At 50.2% G+C, this 23,701-nt stretch carries 18 protein-coding genes; all 18 read right to left on the bottom strand.

The genetic code is table 11. The annotated features are described in order from the left end of the window. Positions 1-25 precede the first annotated feature (25 nt). Positions 26-1,783 carry a polysaccharide deacetylase family protein gene (locus M2277_RS11515; RefSeq protein ID WP_076152693.1) on the bottom strand — a complete coding sequence of 586 codons (1,758 nt, stop codon included), beginning with the start codon at positions 1,781-1,783 and terminating at the stop codon, positions 26-28. 31 nt (positions 1,784-1,814) lie between these two features. Next, positions 1,815-3,683, bottom strand: a complete 1,869-nt coding sequence (locus M2277_RS11510) for a glycosyltransferase family 2 protein (protein ID WP_280754801.1) — start codon at positions 3,681-3,683, stop codon at positions 1,815-1,817. Between the two features lie 20 nt (positions 3,684-3,703). Next, positions 3,704-5,017 (bottom strand): nucleotide sugar dehydrogenase, encoded by a 1,314-nt coding sequence (locus tag M2277_RS11505; RefSeq protein WP_063479074.1) that lies wholly within the window; start codon positions 5,015-5,017, stop codon positions 3,704-3,706. A 1-nt stretch (position 5,018) separates the two neighbouring features. Next, positions 5,019-6,500, bottom strand: coding sequence for a polysaccharide deacetylase family protein (locus tag M2277_RS11500; protein ID WP_148247695.1), 1,482 nt, complete (start codon positions 6,498-6,500; stop codon positions 5,019-5,021). Between the two features lie 405 nt (positions 6,501-6,905). Beyond that, positions 6,906-7,832 (bottom strand): hypothetical protein, encoded by a 927-nt coding sequence (locus tag M2277_RS11495; RefSeq protein WP_063479073.1) that lies wholly within the window; start codon positions 7,830-7,832, stop codon positions 6,906-6,908. Continuing rightward, entirely contained in the window at positions 7,832-9,193 is a 1,362-nt protein-coding gene (locus M2277_RS11490) for a nucleotide sugar dehydrogenase (protein ID WP_006209308.1), read from the bottom strand. Before M2277_RS11490 ends, M2277_RS11495 begins: the two co-directional genes overlap by 1 nt. Positions 9,194-9,377: 184 nt before the next feature. After that, on the bottom strand, positions 9,378-10,184 hold the full coding sequence (locus M2277_RS11485) for a response regulator transcription factor (RefSeq protein ID WP_006209307.1): 807 nt from the start codon (positions 10,182-10,184) through the stop codon (positions 9,378-9,380). A gap of 62 nt (positions 10,185-10,246) precedes the next feature. Continuing rightward, a complete protein-coding gene (locus M2277_RS11480) occupies positions 10,247-11,614 on the bottom strand; it encodes a glycosyltransferase family 2 protein (RefSeq protein WP_006209306.1) in 1,368 nt (455 codons plus the stop codon). Between the two features lie 43 nt (positions 11,615-11,657). Then, entirely contained in the window at positions 11,658-12,851 is a 1,194-nt protein-coding gene (locus M2277_RS11475) for a HEAT repeat domain-containing protein (RefSeq protein WP_280754800.1), read from the bottom strand. An 18-nt stretch (positions 12,852-12,869) separates the two neighbouring features. Continuing rightward, positions 12,870-15,128 carry a hypothetical protein gene (locus M2277_RS11470; RefSeq protein ID WP_280754799.1) on the bottom strand — a complete coding sequence of 753 codons (2,259 nt, stop codon included), beginning with the start codon at positions 15,126-15,128 and terminating at the stop codon, positions 12,870-12,872. Positions 15,129-16,092: 964 nt separating this feature from the next. Then, the gene (gene lysS, locus M2277_RS11465) at positions 16,093-17,652 is read right to left on the bottom strand and encodes a lysine--tRNA ligase (RefSeq protein WP_280754798.1); all 1,560 of its coding nucleotides are present in this window, start codon (positions 17,650-17,652) and stop codon (positions 16,093-16,095) included. A gap of 385 nt (positions 17,653-18,037) precedes the next feature. Next, on the bottom strand, positions 18,038-19,060 hold the full coding sequence (locus tag M2277_RS11460) for a potassium channel family protein (protein ID WP_006209300.1): 1,023 nt from the start codon (positions 19,058-19,060) through the stop codon (positions 18,038-18,040). Positions 19,061-19,094: 34 nt separating this feature from the next. After that, on the bottom strand, positions 19,095-19,487 hold the full coding sequence (locus M2277_RS11455; RefSeq protein WP_006209299.1) for a DUF350 domain-containing protein: 393 nt from the start codon (positions 19,485-19,487) through the stop codon (positions 19,095-19,097). Continuing rightward, on the bottom strand, positions 19,484-20,158 hold the full coding sequence (locus M2277_RS11450) for a hypothetical protein (RefSeq protein WP_076152686.1): 675 nt from the start codon (positions 20,156-20,158) through the stop codon (positions 19,484-19,486). Before M2277_RS11450 ends, M2277_RS11455 begins: the two co-directional genes overlap by 4 nt. Beyond that, the gene (locus M2277_RS11445; protein ID WP_063479069.1) at positions 20,159-21,358 is read right to left on the bottom strand and encodes a glutathionylspermidine synthase family protein; all 1,200 of its coding nucleotides are present in this window, start codon (positions 21,356-21,358) and stop codon (positions 20,159-20,161) included. After that, the gene (locus M2277_RS11440; RefSeq protein ID WP_063479068.1) at positions 21,355-22,029 is read right to left on the bottom strand and encodes a hypothetical protein; all 675 of its coding nucleotides are present in this window, start codon (positions 22,027-22,029) and stop codon (positions 21,355-21,357) included. Before M2277_RS11440 ends, M2277_RS11445 begins: the two co-directional genes overlap by 4 nt. A gap of 25 nt (positions 22,030-22,054) precedes the next feature. Beyond that, the gene (locus M2277_RS11435) at positions 22,055-22,270 is read right to left on the bottom strand and encodes a hypothetical protein (protein ID WP_006209295.1); all 216 of its coding nucleotides are present in this window, start codon (positions 22,268-22,270) and stop codon (positions 22,055-22,057) included. A 524-nt stretch (positions 22,271-22,794) separates the two neighbouring features. After that, entirely contained in the window at positions 22,795-23,667 is an 873-nt protein-coding gene (locus tag M2277_RS11430) for a hypothetical protein (RefSeq protein WP_280754797.1), read from the bottom strand. Positions 23,668-23,701 lie beyond the last annotated feature (34 nt).

Below are 23,701 nucleotides of genomic sequence, written 5' to 3'. Positions count from 1 at the left end.
GATCACACCCTACGCCACCCTAATTTTAAAAAGTCTCCACGGCCCAGTTGACAGCCCGGTTCACGGTTCTCTGCACGCTTGTTACCATACCGGTAAATCCAGTCGGCTTATTGGTAAACAGCAGCTTCTGATCCCTGTCCGAAGACTTCGACAGGATCCTGACGTCTTCAAAAATGGCATCGTAGATGTCATCCTTCTCATTCTGCTCATGAAATTGCGATTCGAACGCTACGCCACCGGCACCAATCGAAGCATGCACTGGCTGCTGGTCCAGAATCAGCTGCTGATCAACGCTCAAGGACAGTGAATTGCCATCCACCGAGATCTCCAGCACCCGGCTTCCGCCGATGTTCACAGGATAATCGTTCTCGTCATCACGGGCGCCGGACTGCGTTTGTTCCTTCGTATACACCGACGCCTTGTCGAACTGCAGATCCTCTTCCCCCCATCCTACCTTCGGCAAGGAGTACGTGAACAGTGTCTCAGGAGGCTGCCCCGCAATCTTCTGTTCCACCGCCACGTTATTATTCTCCAGCAGAAGGCGCAGATAAGAACCCTTCATCCGGTCGTAACGAACATAGACGGATTGGCGTCCCACCACATTACCGAGCGCTTTTGCCGAGACGGTAACGTCAGACGCTTCACTTCCCTTCAAATATACGCCACCTGCCTGGGAGGGCGGAGACGTAACCACCATGCGGTTATCCTGGAATTCGGCCGCTCCGCCAAGCAGCTCCCACTTGTCGGCCTGCCGCTTGTCCCCCCGAACAAACTGCATGGGCTGCCCTTGATCCTTGCGCAGCTTCATGACAAGGTGATTGGTGGACCAGTAAGGCGCAGGCTGAACCCGAGTCAGATTATAAAGATCGCTGTCCTTCGTGTTAAAGGCGTTGCCCTCCCGGTTGAAATTCATGCCGAACAGCTGTTGAATCTGATCCGTATTCGCGTTCGCAACAAGCTGATTCATCCCGCTGCCAAGCGCATTGGCGTGCATAATCATGTAAGTGCCGGGAACATAGCCGAGCGCCTCCGTGTAGACCTTATTCATCACCTCATAATCTGCACGGACCCGTTCTTCCATCTCTACGCGATTCTCCAGCGGAATCATATTCTCATCGCGGATGAAATCCATCAGATAGTGGTTGTAATACTCCACGCTGGCTTTGCTGGTCAGCTCGCTCTCGTCTTTAACACCGATATAGCGGCCTTCCTTGTCAAAAATATTAATATACGTCAGTCGGTTGCCGTTGGTCCCCAGCTCCCAAAAACCCGTGCGGGTCATCTTCAGCATATCCTTCGGCTGCAGAAACTTCCGTTCGCTGTTGCCCATTTTGTTCGCGTAAGACAAAAAGGTTGCCTTATAATTGTATTTCTCCAGCAGCGGCTGCGCGAACAGGGCAGAATCGTTCCGCCCGTCTTCAAAGGACAGGTACAGCGCTTTATCCGGCAGCTTCTTGCCTTCGGCGTAATAATCGATAATATCCTGCTGCGATATCGTGACGTAGCCCTGGTCATGCAAAGCCTTCAGCTGGGCATCCAGCTGGCTTTTGGACACCAGCTTGGACGTTCCGGTACGACCAACTCCAAAATAGGACAAAGCGATAAAACCCTGTTCCTGACGCCAGGCCGATTTATCCGGCTCCTTATAGGCTCTGAAATCGAAAATCGCGTTCGCCAGCATAATCGCAACTACGCCCAAAATCAGAATCTGTGCCGTAACCTTTATGATTTTCCCGCGATTCTTTCGCCGAACATTAAGGGCAGTATTTTGTTTCTTCCCCATTTGTCATCCTCACTTCAACCGCTTTGACACATCAGAACGGTAATCCGAATTTTTTGCCTTTGCGCTTGCGGGCTTCCTTCTTCAGTCTGGCTTCAATATCCTGCGGCGTTTCCCTGGTCCCCCAGGTCGATTTCCAGAAGGTAAACCAGGCCACCGGCATTTGCCATAACAGCACAAATTCATAGAACAGACAGAACACGAAGCCGAACACCCAGAGCCTGCTCTTGCGAAACAGTAAATGGGCAAGGCTCATAAGCAGCGCCATCAGCAGCAAGCCCATCAGGAAGGTTCCCGGAAAAATGCCGTGAACGATTGGCACATACATCAGATTGTAGGCAACCACAACAGGCGCCGCGATCGGCACAATCAGCCCGATATAGAAGAACAGCGCCATGAACGGCTCTTTCCGCCATATAAAACTGCCAGCCCGCAGAGACTCGCGCAGCCAGGAGCGCTTCCAGCGCATCTGCTGCTTCAGGAATACCTTCATCTGTGAAGGAACGATGGTTGAGCATATGGCCGAATCCTGATAGCCGGTACGGTGTGTTTTTAGAATAAAATTGGTCATGCTCCGGTCATCACCGAAGGTTGCGGGTCTGCCGAGGAACTTCTGGTTCAGCCATGCATCCGCATGCTGGACAATCAGCTCTTTTCGGTAACAGGACAACGGACCCGACAAACAGGTTACGCTGTCAAACCATGATTCTGCCGCTTTCATAATCCGAAACGCAATATAATATCTGACCGTCTGAAGCTTCGTCATATTATTGGTATATTTATTCTCGACGTCTGTCCGTCCGGCCACACCGCCCATTTTCGGGTCCTGGAAGGGTTGAACGAGATGGCGTATGGCCGTCGGGTCCAGAAAACTGTCGGAATCCACAAAAACAACCAGATCATGCTTCGCCATCTCCACACCTTTGACCAGTGCGGCCCGCTTGCCTGCATTCTCCGGCAGCACCGTATAGGTCAGACGTTCCCGGGTAGCGTAACGCTCCGCCTCGGAATGAATCAGTTCGATCATATCCTGGATCTGCTGCACCGATTGGTCCGTCGAACGGTCATCCACCACGATAACCTCCAGCTTCTCAACAGGATAGTCCTGATTGATACAGCTGAGAATCGTGCGTTTGATCCAGTCGGCCTCATTAAAGCAGGGAATGATAATCGACACGCCAGGTGTATACCCGGGATTGATCGGCACATCGCGGTATAAGGCTCCGAATAGGTAACGAGTCAACAGAAACAGTGCTGCAATAATGCTGTATAAATACAGCACCATATTGTATTTAAAATAGATGATACTCTCGGCGCGCATAAGCATAATGAAGAGCACCGACACGAACAGAAGCGTGCTGGCGGAGTAGACGGAATATCCCCACCGTTTGCGCTGAAAATAATCGGTTAGCGGCTTCTCGAATTCAATGGCAAGCATCAACTCGTCGCCGGATTCCGTTTTGTTTACAAACTGGCGAACAATGCTTGCATCAATCCGCACAGCCGATTCGAAGCCCTCGGGCATCGCACCCGGAGGAATTCGGAATCGGGCCTTCACCTTGTCGCCAACTTCAAGGCCCGATGCGTCCGGCACCCTAAGCAGCAGGCCTGTACCCGAAATATCGGCCGCCTGCCCCTTGGTTCCAGAGCTTTTCTTTTTCCCCTTAGGAACAAGCAGCACCTCGAAATCTGCCACATAACGCAAACTGAGCATCCGAAGTTTATTCAAATATTCGGTATTGGACAGATCGTCTCCAGGTTGCAGCGCTCGATTCCCCCTCCGGTCCGCATTCATGCGAATTTGCTCCGGATCAGGCACATACGAAAGAGTCCTTCTGTCCGTACGCGGTAACGTAAGTACTTCCTTGGTACTCTTTTGTTGCTTACTTTTTTTTATCCCCATTGCGTTCTCCCATCGTTATCTCACAAACTCCAATAATGAAAACCGTTGGCTTCACATTCGGCCTTTGGATAAACTCCCTTCACATCAATCAAGAGTTTCTCCTTCTCCGTGCTGAACATCCCGTTAAAATCGGAAATCGCAAGCTGCTTGAATTCATGGTGAGCGACCGCTACGATTGCAATTTGGATTCCTTTTAACTCACGCATATCCGACAGCTCGATACCATATTCTTCATATGCCTGCTTCGAATCCACGTATGGATCCGTCACCATCGGCTGTATCCCGTAATCCTGCAGTTCGCGGATAATATCGATGACCTTGGAATTGCGGATATCCTGGCAATCCTCCTTAAAGGCAAGACCCATCACCGCAACCTTCGCTTGCACCAGATCAAGACCTTGGCGAACTGCAAGTTTAATGACATTCTGGGCGATGTATTTTCCCATCCCGTCATTGATATGCCTTCCGGCCAGAATGATCTTGGAATGATATCCGGTATCCTCGGCCTTGTATGTAAGATAATACGGATCGATTCCGATGCAATGTCCACCGACGAGACCTGGCCGGAACGGCAGGAAATTCCACTTCGTTTCCGCTGCCCGGAGGACGGCATTCGTATCGATATCCATCTGGTTGAACAGCATCGACAGCTCGTTCATAAACGCGATATTGATATCGCGCTGAGCGTTCTCAATGACTTTGGCTGCTTCGGCCACTTTGATGCTTTCTGCCCGGTGGACGCCGGCTTCGATAATCAGCTCATATAGCCTGGCGACCGTCTCCAGCGCCTCCGGATCGCTGCCGGACACGATTTTCACAATCGTTTCAAGCCGGTGCACCCGATCTCCCGGGTTAATTCGTTCCGGGGAATATCCCACCTTGAAATCCACGCCAAAGCGCAGACCTGACTCCGCTTCGAGGATTGGAATGCAAATTTCCTCCGTAACGCCCGGATAAACTGTCGATTCATAGACAACTACAGCCCCACGCGATAAGGCACGACCCACCATCCTGCTGGCACTGCGCACGTATTTCAAATCCGGCACATTCCCGCTTTTTACGGGGGTCGGAACGGCTACAATAAAACAACCAGCCTCCCTCAGCTTGTCCGGATCTGAAGTGAATACCGCCCTGCAGTCCCTAAGAGATGCATCTCCGATCTCACCGGTGGCGTCCATTCCGCTGCTGTACTGCTTCACCTTGTCTTCACTCAGATCAAAACCGATAACGTCCAGTTTCTTCGAAAATGCAACCGCCAGCGGAAGACCTACATATCCAAGACCCACCACCGCCAATTTGTCCAAGCGGTCTACCATGTTCTCATACAACCCCATATTATTCCATCTCCGTTGCGGCCTTGTTTTGCTGCATCATGTCCGCCATTTTAACAAACGTGTATCCCTTGCCTTGCAGGCCTTCCAGCACGCTTGGCAGAGCTTCTATCGTGTGAATATCATCCAGCATGTGCAGCAAGATGACGCTGCCTCGTTCCGTTTTGGTCATAACTCCGTTCACGATATCTTTCGCACTGTTTGAAATGTCCCAATCCAGCGTTGTCACATCATACATGGCAATCACCGGATAACCGACAGCGGCCAGCGCTTTCGCCCGCTCATCATCTACCACGCCGGTTGGCGGACGGAACAGCATAACGGGCTGTTGTTGAATGGCTTCCGTAATGACCTGATGAGCCTTGACCACATCTTCCTGCAGCTCTTGTGGTGTTAACGAAGTAACAACAGGGTGACTATAGGAATGGTTGGCCACATCATGGCCGCCTTCTACCATCGCCCGTGCCAGGTTCGGGTTGCTCTCCACTCCTTTTGCCCGCAGGAAGAAGGTGGCCTTTACATCATGCTCTGCCAAAATATCGAGAATGCGGGTCACCGTTTTGTCACTTCCGAAATCGTCAAACGTCAAGGCTACCTCTTTTTTGTTCGTATCCACTTTGTAGACGAGTTCATACTTCGCCTGTTGATAATCCGGATTGATTCGGGCTGCGTCATATCCCGGAATCTGTTCAAGCGGTTTGCGCTCTCCGCCATTCTCAACAAGCTCGTTCAACGTAACAAGCTGATACCCGATATCATCTGCAGCCTGGGCTATATATTGAATAGATGAGATCACTTCCGGATTGACGTCGGTATTCATCGAGATAATACCGCCTCTTGAAATGAATTTGGCCACATACTCTCCGATCTCTTCCGCACTCTGCATATTACGGTCCTTGGGGTTGATGTTGTAACTCACAACCGCCTTCATGCCGAGATGCGCAGCCGCCAGGGGTACATCGGCAGGGTAATCGCCGGAGCGTGTCCGAACATAGCGCGGCTCTGCTCCGGTTTCCCGCTTGATAACGTCATTCGCCAATTTGATTTCCTTATAGATCTGATCATAATCAAGCTTGTTCATATCCAGTTGGTTCAGTGTATTGTTCTCGATTTCGTGACCTCTGGCCAAGATGGCGCTGGCAATATCCGGCTCCTCCGCCACTCTCATGCCCGGCAGGAAGAAAGTTGCCTTGATCCCCCACGCATCCAGTTCATCGATCAGAGCGGTCATGGTCGCTCTATCGCCCATGCCATTGAAAGTAAGTGCCAATTCTTTTTTGGCTGTGTAAACATACGGGATCTCCCTGCTCTTCTCCCCGGTATACCGATCTACCTTCGGCGCGGGCGCCATCGGACCGGTTCCTTCATTAGAGGCTGGTTTACCGCCAAATAGACCACAGCCTCCCAATAATATCAGGATCATGAATAGTGCAGTCATTCTCGAAAGTATGTATGGAACTCGGAATTTAATAGAAACTCTTTTCATCTGGTTACTCCTTCTATATTTCAAACCGGGACTTTTGTCATGCAGTCATCCTGAACAAACCAGTAGAATATAACACCATCCGTCCATAATTGCTACAGCTGTTTTAAAGAATTCATGGATTTTTTTCTTTTTTTAGATGGCTGTAACCAAATTGAGGGGTATATGGTTCATTATACCTATTCGCTCGATCCATCCACTGCTTTTGAATCATCTTTCATCCTCCTAGACTTGATGATTCATTATAAAATTCAATTCTATACAATTTCTAAACAATTCAAAAAACGCATAAAAAATACCCCCGAAGATCTCTGAAGACCTTCCGGGGGTACGCTGAAAGTTGAATGAGTGAATGATATGAAGCTGCTTGCACATTAACCCGGAATACGGACCGGGCTTACTACAAAATCACCGTTTTTCCTCGACCATCGCCGTCCGTTTGTGAACCCAAGCCTGGTAATGATGGACAGCCAGGCCTGCAAAGGAGGAATGGTCGCTGCCAAGCTTGGCGGCGCTCAGGGCTTCATCCTCCATTTCCTGCTCGCTCTTGGTGAAGAAGGTCAAATGCTCCCCTTCTTCCGTATCCCCAAGCTCCATGCCGATCCAGACGGACTTGCCGAGTTCGTCTGCCTGCTTCAGCTCTTCCTTGGACAATTCATACATTTGCTCCCCGCTGTCCCGGTATGCCATAACGGCAATTGCATCCGTATTCTGAATCATCCAGCGGCTGAACGAATCCGAATTCTCGCCTTTCGGTCCAGGTATGGAATCAAGCCAGAACGGAACGGCGGCACTGAGCGGGAGGTTCTGACGCTCCGCCTCCTGCACCCACACTTTCATGTTCGCGCTCCATTCTTCCACGACCTGCACCTGTTCCCGGTCCCATCTCCTTAGCACATAGGGCTCGACATCGAACTGCACACCCTCAAATTTCTCCTCAGGTGCAGAAGCCTGATTGTACTCGTCCAGCCAGGTTAACAGCTCCATCCCTTGACCCTGGCCTTCCCCATAAGCCCAATCCGGCTGCCCGCCCAAAGCATGTACGCTGATGCCCTTCTGATGGGCAGCCGCCACAAAGCGGCGATATTCCTCTTCCGTAACCTCTTTTTGGATTTGCAAAAAAATCGTTGTAATTCCTTCCCTCCCGCTAAAGGCTACAATCTCCTCCGTTTCACTCCGGATCAGACTTGCATCCCACAGCCAAGTGGCTTTGTTCTGATTCACCTTGCCTGACGGAAGAAGAAAAAGGATCAGCAGCAAAAGGCAGATGCCGGCAACCAGGATGATCAACTTCGCTTTTGCGTTTATATACCTCAGTCTTCTCGTCCACTTCATCAGATCAAGACGGCCTCATCCGGCTCGGCAACATGCTGAACGGAATGGCCAATCTTGTAGATATGAGGCTCGGCATACGCCTTAAATGCATTTCTCGTATCCAGGATCGGCACGCCCGCGGAAGCGATGGAATGGTAATCGAGATTACTATGATTCGTGATCAGCACAATGCAATCGTAACGACTGAATTTGGTGAGGTCATACTCCACGCTGCGGATCGTTGTGCCATGCTTGTCCACAAAGCTGTTAGCGTACGGATCGTAATATTCCACATAGGCGCCGTTCTCCTTAAACTGCTCATATACTTCAAGTCCCGGCGATTCGCGCAAATCGCTGATGTCCGGTTTGTACGCCATGCCAAGCAGCAGGATGTTGGAGCGCTTAATCGATTTGGCATACTCATTCAGAATCGTAGCCGTCTTGTTGATCACATAGTATGGCATATTGTCATTTGTGGATTGCGCCAGCTCGATGAATTTGCTGTAGAAACGGAAACCCTTGGCCTTCCAGGATAAGTACATAGGGTCCAGCGGAATGCAGTGACCGCCGATGCCCGGTCCCGGATAGAACGGCATGAATCCGAAAGGCTTGGTTGCTGCCGCATTAATTACTTCCCAGATATCAATGCCCATGCGATCACACATCATGGCCATCTCGTTCACGAAGGCGATGTTCACGCTGCGGAACGTATTCTCTAGCAGCTTGGACATTTCCGCAACCTTGGGGTTGCTGACAGGCACAACCGTCTCCACGTACTGCTTGTACAACGCCTCGCCCAGTTTAAGGCAAGCATCCGTTGTTCCGCCGATCACCTTCGGCGTATTGCGTGTATTAAACCGGCTGTTGGATGGATCTACCCGTTCCGGCGAGAAGCACAGGTAGAAGTCCTGACCGACCTTGTAACCGAGCTTTTCGATCTGCTGCTGGATCAGCTCCTCGGTTGTTCCCGGATAAGTCGTGCTCTCCAGAGTAATCAACAGATTGGGTTTCATGAAGCGTTTGAGCTGATCGACTACCATTGTAATGTAGGATGTATCCGGGTCCTGGTTCTCGCTGAGCGGCGTCGGCACACAGATGCTAACCGCATCAATGACCGTAATCATGCTGTAATCCGTTGTTGGTTTAAAGCGTCCGGTCTCCATGCAGGCTGCAAGCTCTTCGGACGAGATGTCCGTGATATAGGATTCTCCGCGATAGATTCGATCAATCTTGTCTGAATCGAGATCGATTCCAATCACCGTAAATCCCTGTCTTACCATTTCTACGGCGAGCGGTAATCCTACATAGCCCAGCCCCACAACACCCAAAACAGCTTTCTTATTTTCAATGGCACTCAATAAAGTTTCGTATTCCTCATTCACAAGTATTCAACCTCCATCGGATGTATAGTCTGTTAGTCTATCGTCTCACTTTTTGGCTAAAGGATAGACCTCGTTTTGTTGAACTCTCTCCTTGCGATTAAAGAACTTCTCAGCTCAACTAATCACGTATCCATTCTTCATTCAGACATTCCTCATCAAGCTAAAGACGTTAATAACCATGTGTTTAATGAAGGCACCGGCGGATGCGGGCATCCAGCTCTACCGGCGAGAACGGCTTAGTTACATAATCATCCACCCCGTTCTGGAAGCACTGGCTGATGGTCTGCTCCACACGCTTCTCGGTCAATACAACAATCTTTGGCGGTTCCTTCACCTTGAGCTGCTGGATATGATGAATGAAGGGCAAACCATCGATGCCGTGCAGATTAAGCTCCGTCAGCACAAGATCAGGCTCCCATTTCGGGATAAGATCCAGAGCCTCCAAGCCATCCACCGCTTCGAGTGTTTCATAGCCTTGCATGGCCAAGCGTATTTGCAAAAATTCTCTCACCGTGGCGTCCTGATCCACAATAAGAATTCGACTCTGATCACGGTCTGCTTCCTCCTGCGTGAATATATGAATATCCGAAGAGGTGCTGAGCCTAGCCGCTTCCGCCATCTGCTTCATCGTCTGCGTTGACGGTGTTTCAGTAAGCGCTGCAAGCGTAATTCTCGGATCCGACTGCTCCAGCCGGCCCTGAAGATGCTGCTTCAAGAGCAGTGCCTGATAGTGGGCGGCATCCAGCGTATACCCAGGCAATGTAAGGGCCAAGACGCCGGTACTGACATCTCGCAGAACCTCGCTGTTCACACCGGACAGCTGGTCCACAAAGCTTTGGACCTCCGTCAGCTCAGCATCCGTTCCGGACGGATCGCCAGCACAGTACAGAAACAGCAAAGCTGTTCCGTTTCGGTGTCCTCTCACTTCCTCCTCCAGGCGGCCGTAGAAATCAACGGCCTGCACGCGTTGCAATGTTGCGGATTGAGACATAATTGTAAGTCCCACCTCTCTTTATGGTTTGACGCTGTAAAAACATGAACCGGGCCTTGATGTCAGGCTGCCTCGTTCTTGTCTTTCCAGCTCTGCCGGGTCATGGTTCCCCATGAATTGTTGTTTTGCATGTATTGAATATGCCCCTGTACCCTCCACAGCACGCCCAACTGGTGGTAACCCACAAATTTGAGTGCCGAGAAGAGAAGCATCTTCACCAGATCCGACAATTTGGTATACCGCCGGAAGGCCATCTCCTCCAGGATGAGGGCGCCTACACTGAGCAGGTACCCGCTTAAGAAGTTGACGAGTCCAAACACGACCAGTACTTGCCAATTTGTCATATCCAGCATTACATATCCAAGCAGAGCCAGAAGGCCCGTGATTCTGAAATAAGGGTTTAGCGCTTCAAAAATAACGTTGTAGGGCATTGTCAGCAATCCCATGACTTTATATTTCGGGTTGAACAGCATATTGCGGTTCTCGATCATGTTCTTCAAATTTCCCCGTCCCCAGCGCTTGCGCTGGTTGGACAATATGTTGTAGCTGTCCGGCGCCTGCGTCCAGCACACTGCTTCCGGACAGAAGGAGACTCGATATTTGATTTTATTTTCCAGCATATAGCGGTGCAGCTTGATGATGATATTCATGTCTTCTCCGGGATAACCGCCCCGATAGCCGCCTACGGCAATGACATAATCTTTTCGAAACATGCCGAAGGCTCCGGAGACGATGATAAGCCCGTTAAGATGACTCCAGCCGATTCGTCCCCCCAGAAAAGCTTTAAGGTATTCAATCGATTGGAACATGGGCCACATACGGCGCGGCAAGGATACGTCCTTAACCTCTCCGTTCTCAATCACGCAGCCGTTGGCAATTCGAACATCTCCCCCGATGGCCACCGTCTCTTCCGGGTTCTCCATATACATCCGGGCCATCCGGATCAGCGCATCCTTCTCCAGCAATGAATCCGCATCAATGGAAGAGATCAGCGGATAACGGGAGAGGTTGATTCCCGCGTTCAATGAATCCGCCTTGCCGCCGTTCTCTTTATCAATCACGTATAACTGCGGATACTGGGGGTTGTAATAAATCCCGCGCATCTTATGGGTATGGATGTTCCCGCGCAGCTCCGGATTTGGCAGCAGCGTCAATCCATACTCCTCAATCAGCACCTGCAATGTGTCGTCGGAAGATCCGTCATTGATGACAATAACCTCGTACGTGGGATAATTCAGTGTCATCAGACAACGAACATTCTCTGCGATCGTCAGCTCTTCGTTGTAAGCGGGAACCAGCAGGGATACGGATGGTACCAGCTCGGAGCCGGACAGCGTATTGTATTTTGAGTAATTAGCCCGTCTGAAAATATCCCGGATATTTCTGAAAGAGAACAACAGAATTACAAAATAAAGCGCGCTAACGGCCATGACGTAATATATCGCCACCATGCCGTAAGTGAGCAGGATGTCTCTAAGCAGTGTAATCCCCTCCTACTCCTGCAACGGTGCCGATGCGCTTATTCGGTTGAACACCGAAATAACGATCGTACACCAGTTTTCTTTTGTTATAGGCAACCATTTGCTCCACTTGTTCATGTTCGCCTTCCTTGGCCATGATCCGTTCGATCCGGTACAGTGCCGTTTCCCTTGCCGGACCGGTTCCTGTCAACGCAGCCTGACACAGTGTCTCGAAACCTTGTTCTCCAAGCATGGCAAGACTCTCGGCGCTATGATTACGCACATACCAATTGTCATCCTTCAGGGCAGAAGCCAGAAGCGGAATGCTCCCTGCGGCATGAAGCCGTCCCAGCGCCTTCGCTGCTGCTGAACGTACTTCCCACGCATGATCATTCATTAGCTCCTCAATGGTGTCATCCTTCAGGGCAGGGTTGGAGCTCAGGTACAGCTTGACCGCTTCTGCGCGTACGTCCTTCTCCTCGGATCCCACCAGTTTGCCCAGTGCAGGAACGACCGCCGGAATGGCTTGCCCCCACATGGCAACGAGCGAAACCTTGACCAGTCCCGGATCCGGATCATCCAGAAGCTTACGCATAAGGCTGGCCGAATCCAGCCGGGTCTCGAGCAAAATATCGGCAGCCATATGATGGATGGCTTTATCGTACGAGAGCAGCTTCGACAGCATCTCCCGAATCTGCTGGGACTGCACCGCGCTTTTGGCTATTGCCCGCGCAATGATGATGGTCATGGGACCGTATTTCATGCGATTCATCATATGCTGAAGCTGCGGCACCGCCTCTTCGGCACGCATCCCCCCAAGCCGGTAGGCCGCCTCGATTCGGCGGTCTTTCCGCAGGCTGGACAGTGCCCGGATATCGGCCTCCACAAATCCGGCATCCCTGCACAAGCGAAGCAGCTTCTCTCTGGCATCCCCTTTGAACTGCTCGATCCATTCCATAAACTTGGCCTGAATGACCCGGCGTTCTGCCGGGGTCAGTTTGCCAGGCGGAAGCTCTGGCGTTATATCGCCATGCAGATGGGTCTGCACATACACAAAGTAATCATGGTACTTTTTCTTTAAACGTTCCGTTTCTTTCTGCTCGGCATTATGCTTGATCTTCATTTGGAACAACAGGATAATGCCGGCTGCAATGAGGCCGAGACATACATAGATGAATACGTACGCCATGGCTAAATTTGAAAACATATCCGATGGCTCCTCCTTTTATTTAGCATCTGATTGCCGCCCCGGTTCAGGCAGGCGGGTGAAGATTTCCTGCATATCGTAATAGCTTTGCTTCAACCGCTCACTGTACTTGGTGGCTTCCCACAGCTCCCATGTATAGGGTTTGATATCCTGCAGGTTTATAGCCTCCGGCGATTCGGCTGCCGAAGCCCCGTTCTGCTTCGAGCGTTCCGCAATCCATGGTGCCAAGCGAATTCCATCCGCCGTCACGGTGCTGAATGAGCGCTTGTCTTGAAGCGGAGTGTAATCCACAACCTGCAGCGAGCTCGGGTCTCCGAATCCCAATAGCATCCAAGGAATTCGCATCTCAATGAACTGTCCTTGATACTGCCACGCTGTAAGAGAATTGAAATCCGGAGATTCCGGATCGGTGGTCCCCCGTTTGAGAATTCCTACGGTTTCATCCACAAACGGATGAGAGAAACGGGTGTCCGGGGGATTCATCAGCAGGCTGATCGCCAGCTTCCAGGAGTGAAACGATCCACCCGGTGCTACAGGATCATTCTTCGTGCCCTTGGCTTCCTCCCCTGGCAGCATCCAATATCCTTCTTCGCCGTACAATCGGCTGTGAAAGTCATAAGATGGCGCTATGGTTACCTGGGACTCGTCCTCTTGCCCTAACTGAATCAAAGTCTCCAAAGCTCCGCCGGTAAGCGTTCGTCCTGCCAGCTCCTTCTCCGGGATGTCTCCGCCTTGAATCGTGTCCGCTCCAATGAAGAGCTTCGAACGCTCAGGGTCAAACACCTCGCCCAGCTCCATGCCAATGTACAGATAGGCTTCATCATGAGTCAGCCTCATGCTCTTCACCCCCGGAGCCGTTCCGGACCAGGCCTTAACCTCCCCATCAGGAAGCTTATCCCAGTCAGCCAAATCTCCGTCAATCGTAATCTGCTCTGTTTTACCCGGCTGCATGGCCAGAACCCCGAACATCTTCTCGTTGGTCAGAACATTCAACCAGAATGCCCGGCGGTCTGCTGGGATTTCAAAAGGCATCGTATTCCATGTTTTCTTGAACCATTCGTCCTGCCACATGAACAGGATTGCCCCGGAATATCCCTCATCGTAAATATCCTGGGTTAGTGAGACGTTGACCAGACCCTGCTCTGCTTCATCATGTCCGCCTTGATCCCTCCCTCCAGGACCATGGTGTGAAACGCCTATGGATGACGGCACGCCATATTCGGTGACCATGATCGGCATATCCTCGAACTCCGCCTTCAATTTGCGCAGGTAGGCTTTGTATGTGTTGTATTCCCCGTCTCCGTCAGGAATGGTCTGCAATGTTTCGTCCGTTCGGAAGAAATCCGGATAGTACGGATACACATGGTAAGCCGCAAAATATCCTGCTTCCCAATTCACCGGTGTGACATGCCTCGCGTCCACAGACACCAGATCCTCCTCGAACAGCGGTTCGCCGGGATGCTCCAGCACATCCGTTGTGACCCAATTCGTAAATGTCATCGGATGCTGCCAGCCATACTTCTGCTCCTCGGTAGCCGTATAATCCAATAAAGATGCCAGCCAATTCTCGAAGGGGCTTGCGTCTTCCGTCCCCGAGAAATAGGAGCCCTCGTATTGAGGAACATCCTTATGTACCGTATTTGTTTTCTCAACCATGGCGGGGTCCCACTCTGTACCCACATGCCAGGCCATCAGGTACTTGCCTGCATTGACCTTATACTTGCCACTCGACTGCCCATGTTTGGGCTCTACGTTGATATCCCCATAGACAGCCGCGACTGCCTTGGATATTTCGGCTTTAAACGTCTGGACGATTTCCTCGTCATAAGCATCCTGACGCTCGATCAGCTGCTCCTCCGGCGACCAGATGCCCTGCATAAAGTACAGGGGGTCTTCGCCTTTATCACGGTTATATTTCACCAAAGCCGAGTAAAAGACCGGATTGTGCACCGTATAGACCCTGATGACGTTTGCTCCCATGTCATCAATCTGCTTGAACCAACGCAGGTAATCCTCCTCCGTTGCCGGCAGCTCACCAGGATAATGCCCCGGTACCGTCGCACCCAGATTCACGCCTTTGGCAAAAACCTCATTCCAAACCTCTTCGTTTTCATATTCCAATAAAGAGGTGCCCTCGGTTTTGAACTTCATTTTCACGCCGTCCGCATCCGCATACGTTTTTAATGACGGTCTTAGATATCCTAGAATTACAGCGGCACCGCAGAGAAGCACTATAGTACAAAGCGCTGCGATTACCCACCATTTTCGTCTGCTCATCGTCTTCGTTGCTCACCTGCCCCTTCTATGACATGCTGATTGCTGCACCGACGTTCATGACGTGAGCTATACTCGTCATTCTATAGCCGATGCGTTCCCGATACCATATTCCTTCTTTACCAACTTTTCTAATACCGACAATAGTCTTAAAGAAGCGGATTTAACACTCCCATAACTTTTCCCCCGAATCATGCATCGCCGTCTCTTCAACCTTGTCATTTGACAACTTCACAAGATGATGTTAGTTACGTGTAGCTAACGGGCATGGCCCCGAAGAAGCTGTAGCCTGTATGACTTTATCCCATGAAAGGAGTACAGCGTGTTCAGACCGTTTTCAGAAAATTTTCGTGAATCGTAATATTAAACGCAGAAAAATTGCTAAAGTTCCGGTCATTTTTACATCATTATCCATAGTTATGACAAAATTGATACCAAAGTCGTATAAAAAAACGGCTGAGAACCGCATTCTGTAAAGGATTGGCAATATTAGCCTTTTATACAAAATGAGAACAGAGTCCTGTACCGGGATTGGGTAATATTCTATAGATTTGATTATCAGGATCAAGTGGTAAGTATCGCCTATTTTTGATGATTTAGGTCTCGATTACTTAACAGTAGTTTACATAAATTAGTTTAAAAATTTACACAAATCCGGGCATGACAACATAAAACAGACCCGATAATTAGTCTCGCGGGTCTGTTTGCAAGGCTATGAGGTTGAAAAAGTTACCTTGATTACCGTTTATTCTACAGGCAAATGTCACCTTCACCTCCAAAATGTCGAATATCTCCACTCCTCTACCCGCCCCTATCTAAGCGCCAGCGGCGTTAGTTGATTCATCGTTTAGACATCGGCAACATCCGACCCTGAAATCCACTGTAGTTCCCCGGACATCTGATGAATTGCCCACGTCTTTGTGACCAAGTCGATTGTACCTCCCCCCGAGGATAAAGCCCGTCCTCCTTATTTCTGAAAATTCAGGAGATCAAGCATTCGATGCACGCCGACACCCTCGATCAAGATCGGCATACGGGGACCTTCATCGCGGCCAAGGACCAATTGATAGATAAGGCTGAACAAACGCTTCTGATTTTGTTTCATCATCTTCTTATCATCATGGTGGCAGATCGCATAGATCTTCTCCATTCGTGTTGATCCAGTAAGCTCGGCATCCTTCAGCAGATCGCATACGGTGTGAAGCCATTGCCCCTCCAATGAATCCAACGTCTCGTACCGTTGGTGATCCTGGTGCTCCTTCACGGTAATCAGCTTTTGCGGATACCAGTGTTTGATCCAATACTCGGCTCGCCGTGCGGTGGGTTCGAGCTGCTCCTTCGCATAACTTTCACCAACTCGATGCAAGAGCTCCTGCAGAAGTCGGTAATCAAAATTCACGAGCGGCAATATGCCGGATAGCTGGCTGAATTTGGGAGCCCTGCCCGGATGGCTGTCCGGCATGGAGAGCTCGAGTGCAGCCTCAATATCAGGGCTTAACTCCTTAGAAGCAGCAGGATTGCGGTAACGCTCATATTCGGTATAGTTACGGATCACATCTTCATCAAGTCCGATATGGAAGGGTGCATTCGGCTGATACTTGGCAAACATAAACAGAATATTCTCAGGCGCGTACACCTTCAGCAGGTCCCCAGGCGTATAGTTGCTGCCGGAAGAGCTGGACATTTTTGCATGGCTCCCCTTCATGCTTATAAATTCGTAGGCCGCATAGGAAGGCGCTGGATTTCCGAAAATGTTCTCCGAGATCACTTTGGATACATTGTAGCTGCCTGTTTCCGACGAATGGTCTCTGCCTCCCGGCTCGAAGGCGACATTTTCCATCTTCCAGCGCATGGGCCAATCGATTTTCCACTGCAATTTCATATGCGTTGCCTGCAGGATCGACAGGGTGCCCCGATGCCCACAGATGCAGGCATAACCCAATCTTTCCGTGGGCTCGTCGAATTGCTGTATCGTCGTTGTATCCCTTCTGCATTCCTCACAGTATACCTGTACTGGATAATAAACAGCCCGTTCTTGGTCATGGGCTCCACCCGTTTTGAAGGCATGCAAGATATCGTAAATTTCCGTCCTGTGTCGGATCGCATGAAGCATAAGCGAATTATACCGCCTGGATTGGTACTCCCGGCTCTGATAAATAAACTCGGGTTCGATCCCGAATTCGGCTAAGGCAAGCTCGAACTCCTTCTCATAATGCTCCGCATAGGAAGCATGACATCCGAACGGACATGGGACCTCCACGTAGGGCATGCCGATGTACTGCTCAAACCCCGGGTCCACCCCGGCCGGAACCTTCCGAAATCGATCAAAATCATCCCAAGAGAAAATAAACCGAACCTTCCTGCCCTGCTTTCTCAGCGCTTTTGTTACAAAATAGGCCGTCACGATTTCCCGGAAATTTCCGATATGCACAGCCCCGGAAGGACTGATTCCGGCTGCGCACACATAGGTCTGCCTATCTGGATACCTCTCGATCAATTCGTTCGCGATTCGTTCTGACCAATGCATTCCAAGCCCTCCTCTAATTCGTTTGGTAAAAACCAAAAAAAGCCCTCATCCGCAAGATTGTCATCTTGAGGACGAGAGCTTTGAGAATACGCTTCGTGGTACCACCCCGGTTTGTGAAAGCTGTCACCAGTTCCACCTCTTCAGGTACGGCATCACGATGCTTATACCCTATCTCTGTAACGGGAGAGGCCCGTCGTAACATCCTTGAGCCCTTCTGCCCAATTCCTTACGCAGCTCCGAGTCTTTGTTCATTAAGAATATTGCTGCTCCATTCCCACCTGCCAGGAGCTCTCTGCAAACAACGTTTCTCAACTACTCTTCTCTTCATAGCTTTTCATTGTTTCCATAATATTTAAGCCATATTAAACCATGGCAATTCGAAATGTCAAGCAAGTTTACCAACAATCCGCCTATAGGTTGCCTCGTCCGAGACAACATACAGCTTGGCGTCCCGCGGGATCGGCTGATCCAGCTTGCGGTTAATGGTGAGGTCGTTGCGATCGGAGATAAGCGTCGCTCCCTGCCGCAGCAGATCCTGAAAGGCATCGCCATAAGTCTTCCATGCCTGGTTCAATGACACTTCATATATATCATCGCCATGCTCACGGCTAAGCAGTTGCATCAGCACATCCGAATTGCCCTCCTGCAGAGCTGCACGTACCGCTAAGCGGGAAACCGCATCATGCGAAAGAACAAACTCGTTCACATGGTTGTGGCGGAAATTCTGAACATGCTTCTCCTGAACAATCTCCACCGTGGTATGTACATTTGGTGCAATCCGTTCAATGCTAGAAACAATCAAGAGCGATTTGCCATCCACCAGCGCCGATTCATCAATCCGAGCGTCTGCAAATACAATCGCCGATTTCGCCTCCAGGATATTGGCCCGCATCAGCACGTCATCTGCTGACGGGTCCCCGCTAATAAAATGCACCTGTTCGAGATGCTCTGCAGGATGCTGACTGGAATCATCAATGACAACAATCTCGGACTCCGGCGAATACGACAAAATCTCATCGATGGCGGATTGCGCTTTTTTGCTCCAGTTTATAATGATCACTTGACCGCTGCCCCGAAAATTCAACCTGCCCGCCCCTCTCTGCCGCTGCATACTTCCAAACGATTCGATCACTTTACCAATTACTAAACTCAGCAGCCCGATACCAAAAATATATATAAATATGGTCAGTATCTTGCCGGGCACTGTGACTGCATAATAATCGCCGTAACCTACGGTTGCCATCGTGGTAAGCACCCAATAAAAGGCGTTAAACCCGTTCTGAAAGGTTTCCGGTTCCAGCAGAAATGCCAGCGTCGAGCACAGTACCACAAACAGAATGACAAGTACGCTGATCGTCGTTTTACGCAGACGCATCATTTTCAAAGATAATCTTAGAAAAAAGTGCACGTTCCTGATCCTCTCCCCAAGGGCGCTATTCTTCCTAAATAATCAAGCTGCTGATCGCAAAGGCTGTACCGATAAACACCATAGCGAGCAGAATTCCGATAGCTACATTCCCCTTTTGCAGTTGCTCGGAGATGCGAAGACCCGGCGTAACCAGCTCGAATACCCAATAGGCAACGATCAAACATACATACCCTACGGCAAACCACAGAATCATATGCCAGATCGATGAATTCGTGTATGCTGATATCCCCAGGATAATGGCCGTTGCCATAAATTTGCCTCCAAAAGCCAGTCCTACCGCTGTATTCCCTTTCTTCAGCTCCTCCATGTCGTTAAACCGGGTCATCCAGCTAAATATCAACATTCCCAGCAATTGAAGCACGATAATGCAGAGCACACTTATTACAATATTAACAACGACCGTCAATCCGCCCACCCCCGAAATTTTGCATAGGCCAAGTCGTAATCGGCGAAATCATGGACTTCCTCCAATACAACATCAACCGTTTTCTTTTTCTCCATTGCGGTAAAACGCTTCTCGTCAATCGGCTGTTTGATCCGGTTTCCTGTCGGCAATTCAACTACCGCAAAATGTCTTGTTTCTTTTTTGTACGTTGTTTTGTATACACCAATCAGCTTCACATCCGTTTTAACCGTGACTTTCAGGTTGGTTAAATCCGCTTGCGCGCTCTTCTTGTCCTTGAACGATTTGATCGTCTGCCAGGAGGATAACCGGATATCATTCCGCTGATTCGCATCGGTGGCGAGTTCGGCGTCCATGAATTCAAGCGTCCAGATTTTGTCCCCGGTCGCATAATTGTTGTCGTTTGGCAGCAGCTCGTTATCCGGCAGCACTGTCATATCTCCGCCAATCAAATCGCCTACCGTGCCTTCAACAATTCGGTAGTCCCATGGCACACGGGTAGAGGAGGATACTTCCTCTGAAGAACCGCTATGGAACACGGACGACTCATTGCTTCCGCATGCGCTCAGCCCCAGCACCATGATCGATAGAATCAGTACAGCCAGCACGACAGAAGGCTTCCTCTTCCTTAGAGGAGCGCCGCTTGGCTGCATTCCCTTTTGTTTCAACTGCATTTATTTCACTCCCATTGCGATAAAATGGCTGGAATTCCCCGTAATCAAGCCGCCCGCCCGTCCGAGCAAGCCGCAAGGAGTTCCATTCAGCACGAACAATCCGGTCAATAAATGAAATGCTCCTTCCGCTGTCTCAACCCGAGCCAAGTCCGCTCTTCGTTGATAGACCGTCGGGAACATCACACTCGTGTCGTAGCCGTCCTGATCCTCTACTTCAAGCTGACCTGCCTGATCGTACAGTTTAACAGAACCACCTTCACGGCCGAACATGGATTTGGAGACAAAATGACCGGAGAACACCGGTTTGTTGTATGTCGGCAGCATATATTTAAGGATGGCTTCCCGTTCGTTCTCCTCGTACAGAAGCCCCAGCTCATACATCCCCCACATGGCGGCAAGCAAACCTTTGGATTGCAGCAGAATGCTGTGCGGTGAGTTGAACAGCTGCAGTCGTCCCGTCTCGATGGCATAGGCCAGCGCATCTCCGCCATCATCGACGGACATCCATTCCTTCGGGTATAGGGCAAACATTCGGTGGATCTCCCGGCCGGCACCGTCCTTCAGCATGCCTTCATCCACCCACAGATCAAGACAATCCACCAATTGAATATCAAGACCGCTATGCCGGACCAACGCTTCAATCGTACCGGAGTCCTCTTTGTGCTCACCATATGCAATACAGGCTGCCGTATCGGGACGCTCCACTCCCCACGCCGCTGCAACCAGCTCCTGCATTCCTTCATTGGGCGAGAAGATTCCGGCTTGCCGACACAGCCATGGAGTGGCAATGGAAGCTTCAACATAGCCTGTAGGCGTATCCGCATTCAACTCAAGCAGCTTGATGCTGCCGTCATGGGCAATGGCAAAGTCAAACCTGGCATACCTGCTGATCAGCCCCTCCTCCGGGAGCGGGCATTCATCGAGCATTTGCCATAGGATTGGCGGAATGCCAATCAAACTGTATATGTGATGATTGCGATGAATATTGCGAACGGTTTTGTCTAAAATCGTCCACAGTATAGATGCCGCTTCTTCCAGCTCGTGATAGGTCTCTTGACGCATGGTCACAATCTGGTCTATCCAGTAGGCTTCCCCTTCCATGTCCGCCCACGTAAATCCAAGCTCCGCAAGCTCTGACACCCGCTCGTTCCGATTGGGCTCGGGCTTTCCTGTAACTTCAAACACACTTTCTTGACTCATCCTCCAAAACCACCGGATCTGGAGCTGGATTTCGAACCCGAGGAGCTGAATCCACTGGAATTACCGCCAATGCCGCCGGATTTGGACGAGGTGGAGCGGCGTGTAATCGTACCCGAAGATGAGGTTGAAGTTTTGGGGCGAACAGTCGAGTTTACCACCGGTTTGTTCTGGAACGTACCACTCGAATACGTGCGGGGTTTGTATGGTTTACCACTGTTCGCGTAATAACCGCGGTGATTGTTATACCATCCGCTGGATGAATAATAGGAACCGTTGTTAAACAGCATGTGATAGAGCAGCAGATCATCCCAGCCGAAGCCTGAGTTGTACCCGCCATAGTTGTTGACAACCGTCGTTCCGCCGCCTGAGCCTGCTGCAGCTCCCTCCACCGGCTCATCCTGGAATTCTTCCTCGCTTGGAAACGGAATGTTCCAATCCACATTCTTATCAAAATACTTCTTTACTTCTTCTGTTGACCAGGACACCAACTGCGGCTCGTCAGCCGAGGTAACCGCTTCCGATGCGAGATCCTTTGCGGCTGCGCCCGAAACCAGAAAAGCATTCGCTAACAAAGCGATGCCGAGCGAGCTTGACAAGACCCGGATCGGTTTGCCATCCGGCGTCAGCCATTTCGATGCCGGCTGCTCTTTTTTGTCTTTTTCATGACTCAAGATGATTTCTCCTTTCGGACAGGGTTCATTCGTTCCGCATCGGAACGAGCAGAAGCTCCAGTTTGCCCGTGTCTACATTTAATCTGCCTTCAATCGTTTCGTATTCCCGGCCGCCTGCGACGATATAGTTCACATGCTCCAGTGCGGCAACCATGTTAATCGTCCATGCACGCTCTTCAATCTGGATCAGTTCACCATCCGGTCTTTTTTCAAACAAAATGACATTCATTCCATTATCCACTGGTTCTTACCCCTTCCATCTAAGCAGTGAGTATTGATACGTGCAATATTTCGAATCGTTTCAGAAATCTATGATCAGTTATCAACGCTTGCAGAAGCGATATTCTTCCAAAAGACGCAATCCATATAATAACACCGCTACAGATTATTTACACCTTCGAATTAACATTAAAAAACTCCCGAAAATGAACATTCTAGCCATACAATGCCTGATTCTTTACGTTTTATAGGGTGTAGCATCAAATTTCGTGATCATGGTCTCCCTTGACATTGCCACTCATGTCATCGTTTAAAATCAAGGGCATTGCCCGCTTGATGCGGAAGGCTCCAGAAGATGAACGACGCCCGGCGCGATAAGCAACGCGCTGCGATCGGGAACACCACATGCAAAGAAGCATGGATCATTCCGCGAGGAACGAACCATGCTTCTTTTTTATAACCATAATCGCTGGTTTCTGATCAATTCCCTGATTTCTTGCAGGTTATCGTGTTTCCGTCATATCGATCACTCCTTGTAAATGAATATTACTGGATCTCAACGACAAAAGGCACCGTCATCACTTCGCCCTGGTGTTGAAATTGCCCCCAAATCTTGTAGATGCCGCTATGGGGAAAGGTAGCGACAAACTCCGCTTTCGGTCCCGTGCTCCGCTCCTCCAGAGGATGCACATGGATGTACTGCTGGGCGTCTGCGGACAGAATGACAACATGCCCGACCGCGCCCAGGTATGGCTCCAAATCGCTGATTCCCTGCTTTGTCTGCGCATCCCGAATATGATAGCTGAGCACAACCTCTTCATTCGATAAGGTATTGCTCAGGCTCAGTTCAATTTCCTTGCCGTTTACTTGTTGGATCAGACTGGTGTCAGGTTGAACTGCCGAAGCTTCTCCTTCTTCTCCCTCGATCCGGAGCCATTCGCTTCGCGTCGTCCCTTCAGCACCCTTGGGGACAAAATCCGCAAACCATTTATATTCGCCGCCAGCCGGAAAAGTAGTTTTCACGGTAAATTTACCATTCTCCATGTAATCGGGATGGATATGGTGGAAAAAAGACAAATCCCGATTCACGATGATCAGATGCAGCAGTTTCTCATGATTGACATCAAATTCCTGGACGGGTGCGCCGTTACTGTCTGTGATCTGAATCGATAGCTCGGTTTCGGTGCCTGCGCTTACCGGCTCATTCGATGTAACTGCAGCTTTGTAGTTGTTCGAGGCAGCCTCATGCCCGCCTTCGTGTCCACTGTGTCCGTTCTCTTCCTGGTTTGCGTTTTCCTGATTTGGGTTCCCTCCCTGGCCACCCGTATCTTGTACCTGCTTCGCGTTATCGCATGATGTCAACAATCCCAAAGCAAGCAGGCCCGTTAAGATTAGCAAGGTCCCCTTCTTATTCCACATAGGCTATCACTCCAATCATGGATATACTTTGCGG

It is taken from the genome of Paenibacillus sp. LBL, assembly GCF_029893715.1.
GTDB lineage: Bacteria > Bacillota > Bacilli > Paenibacillales > Paenibacillaceae > Paenibacillus_AQ > Paenibacillus_AQ glucanolyticus.
Note: the sequence above shows the minus strand (reverse complement) of the source record. Positions and strands in the feature narration are given on the sequence as shown.

What these genes read in the sequence shown, in the direction of transcription:
- M2277_RS11515 (WP_076152693.1), bottom strand. Translation starts at nt 1,783, where the DNA reads ATGGGGAAGAAACAAAATACTGCCCTTAATGTTCGGCGAAAGAATCGC.
- M2277_RS11510 (WP_280754801.1), bottom strand. Translation starts at nt 3,683, where the DNA reads ATGGGGATAAAAAAAAGTAAGCAACAAAAGAGTACCAAGGAAGTACTT.
- M2277_RS11505 (WP_063479074.1), bottom strand. Translation starts at nt 5,017, where the DNA reads ATGGGGTTGTATGAGAACATGGTAGACCGCTTGGACAAATTGGCGGTG.
- M2277_RS11500 (WP_148247695.1), bottom strand. Translation starts at nt 6,500, where the DNA reads ATGAAAAGAGTTTCTATTAAATTCCGAGTTCCATACATACTTTCGAGA.
- M2277_RS11495 (WP_063479073.1), bottom strand. Translation starts at nt 7,832, where the DNA reads ATGAAGTGGACGAGAAGACTGAGGTATATAAACGCAAAAGCGAAGTTG.
- M2277_RS11485 (WP_006209307.1), bottom strand. Translation starts at nt 10,184, where the DNA reads ATGTCTCAATCCGCAACATTGCAACGCGTGCAGGCCGTTGATTTCTAC.
- M2277_RS11480 (WP_006209306.1), bottom strand. Translation starts at nt 11,614, where the DNA reads ATGGCCGTTAGCGCGCTTTATTTTGTAATTCTGTTGTTCTCTTTCAGA.
- M2277_RS11475 (WP_280754800.1), bottom strand. Translation starts at nt 12,851, where the DNA reads ATGTTTTCAAATTTAGCCATGGCGTACGTATTCATCTATGTATGTCTC.
- M2277_RS11470 (WP_280754799.1), bottom strand. Translation starts at nt 15,128, where the DNA reads ATGAGCAGACGAAAATGGTGGGTAATCGCAGCGCTTTGTACTATAGTG.
- lysS (WP_280754798.1), bottom strand. Translation starts at nt 17,652, where the DNA reads ATGCATTGGTCAGAACGAATCGCGAACGAATTGATCGAGAGGTATCCA.
- M2277_RS11450 (WP_076152686.1), bottom strand. Translation starts at nt 20,158, where the DNA reads ATGCAGTTGAAACAAAAGGGAATGCAGCCAAGCGGCGCTCCTCTAAGG.
- M2277_RS11445 (WP_063479069.1), bottom strand. Translation starts at nt 21,358, where the DNA reads ATGAGTCAAGAAAGTGTGTTTGAAGTTACAGGAAAGCCCGAGCCCAAT.
- M2277_RS11430 (WP_280754797.1), bottom strand. Translation starts at nt 23,667, where the DNA reads ATGTGGAATAAGAAGGGGACCTTGCTAATCTTAACGGGCCTGCTTGCT.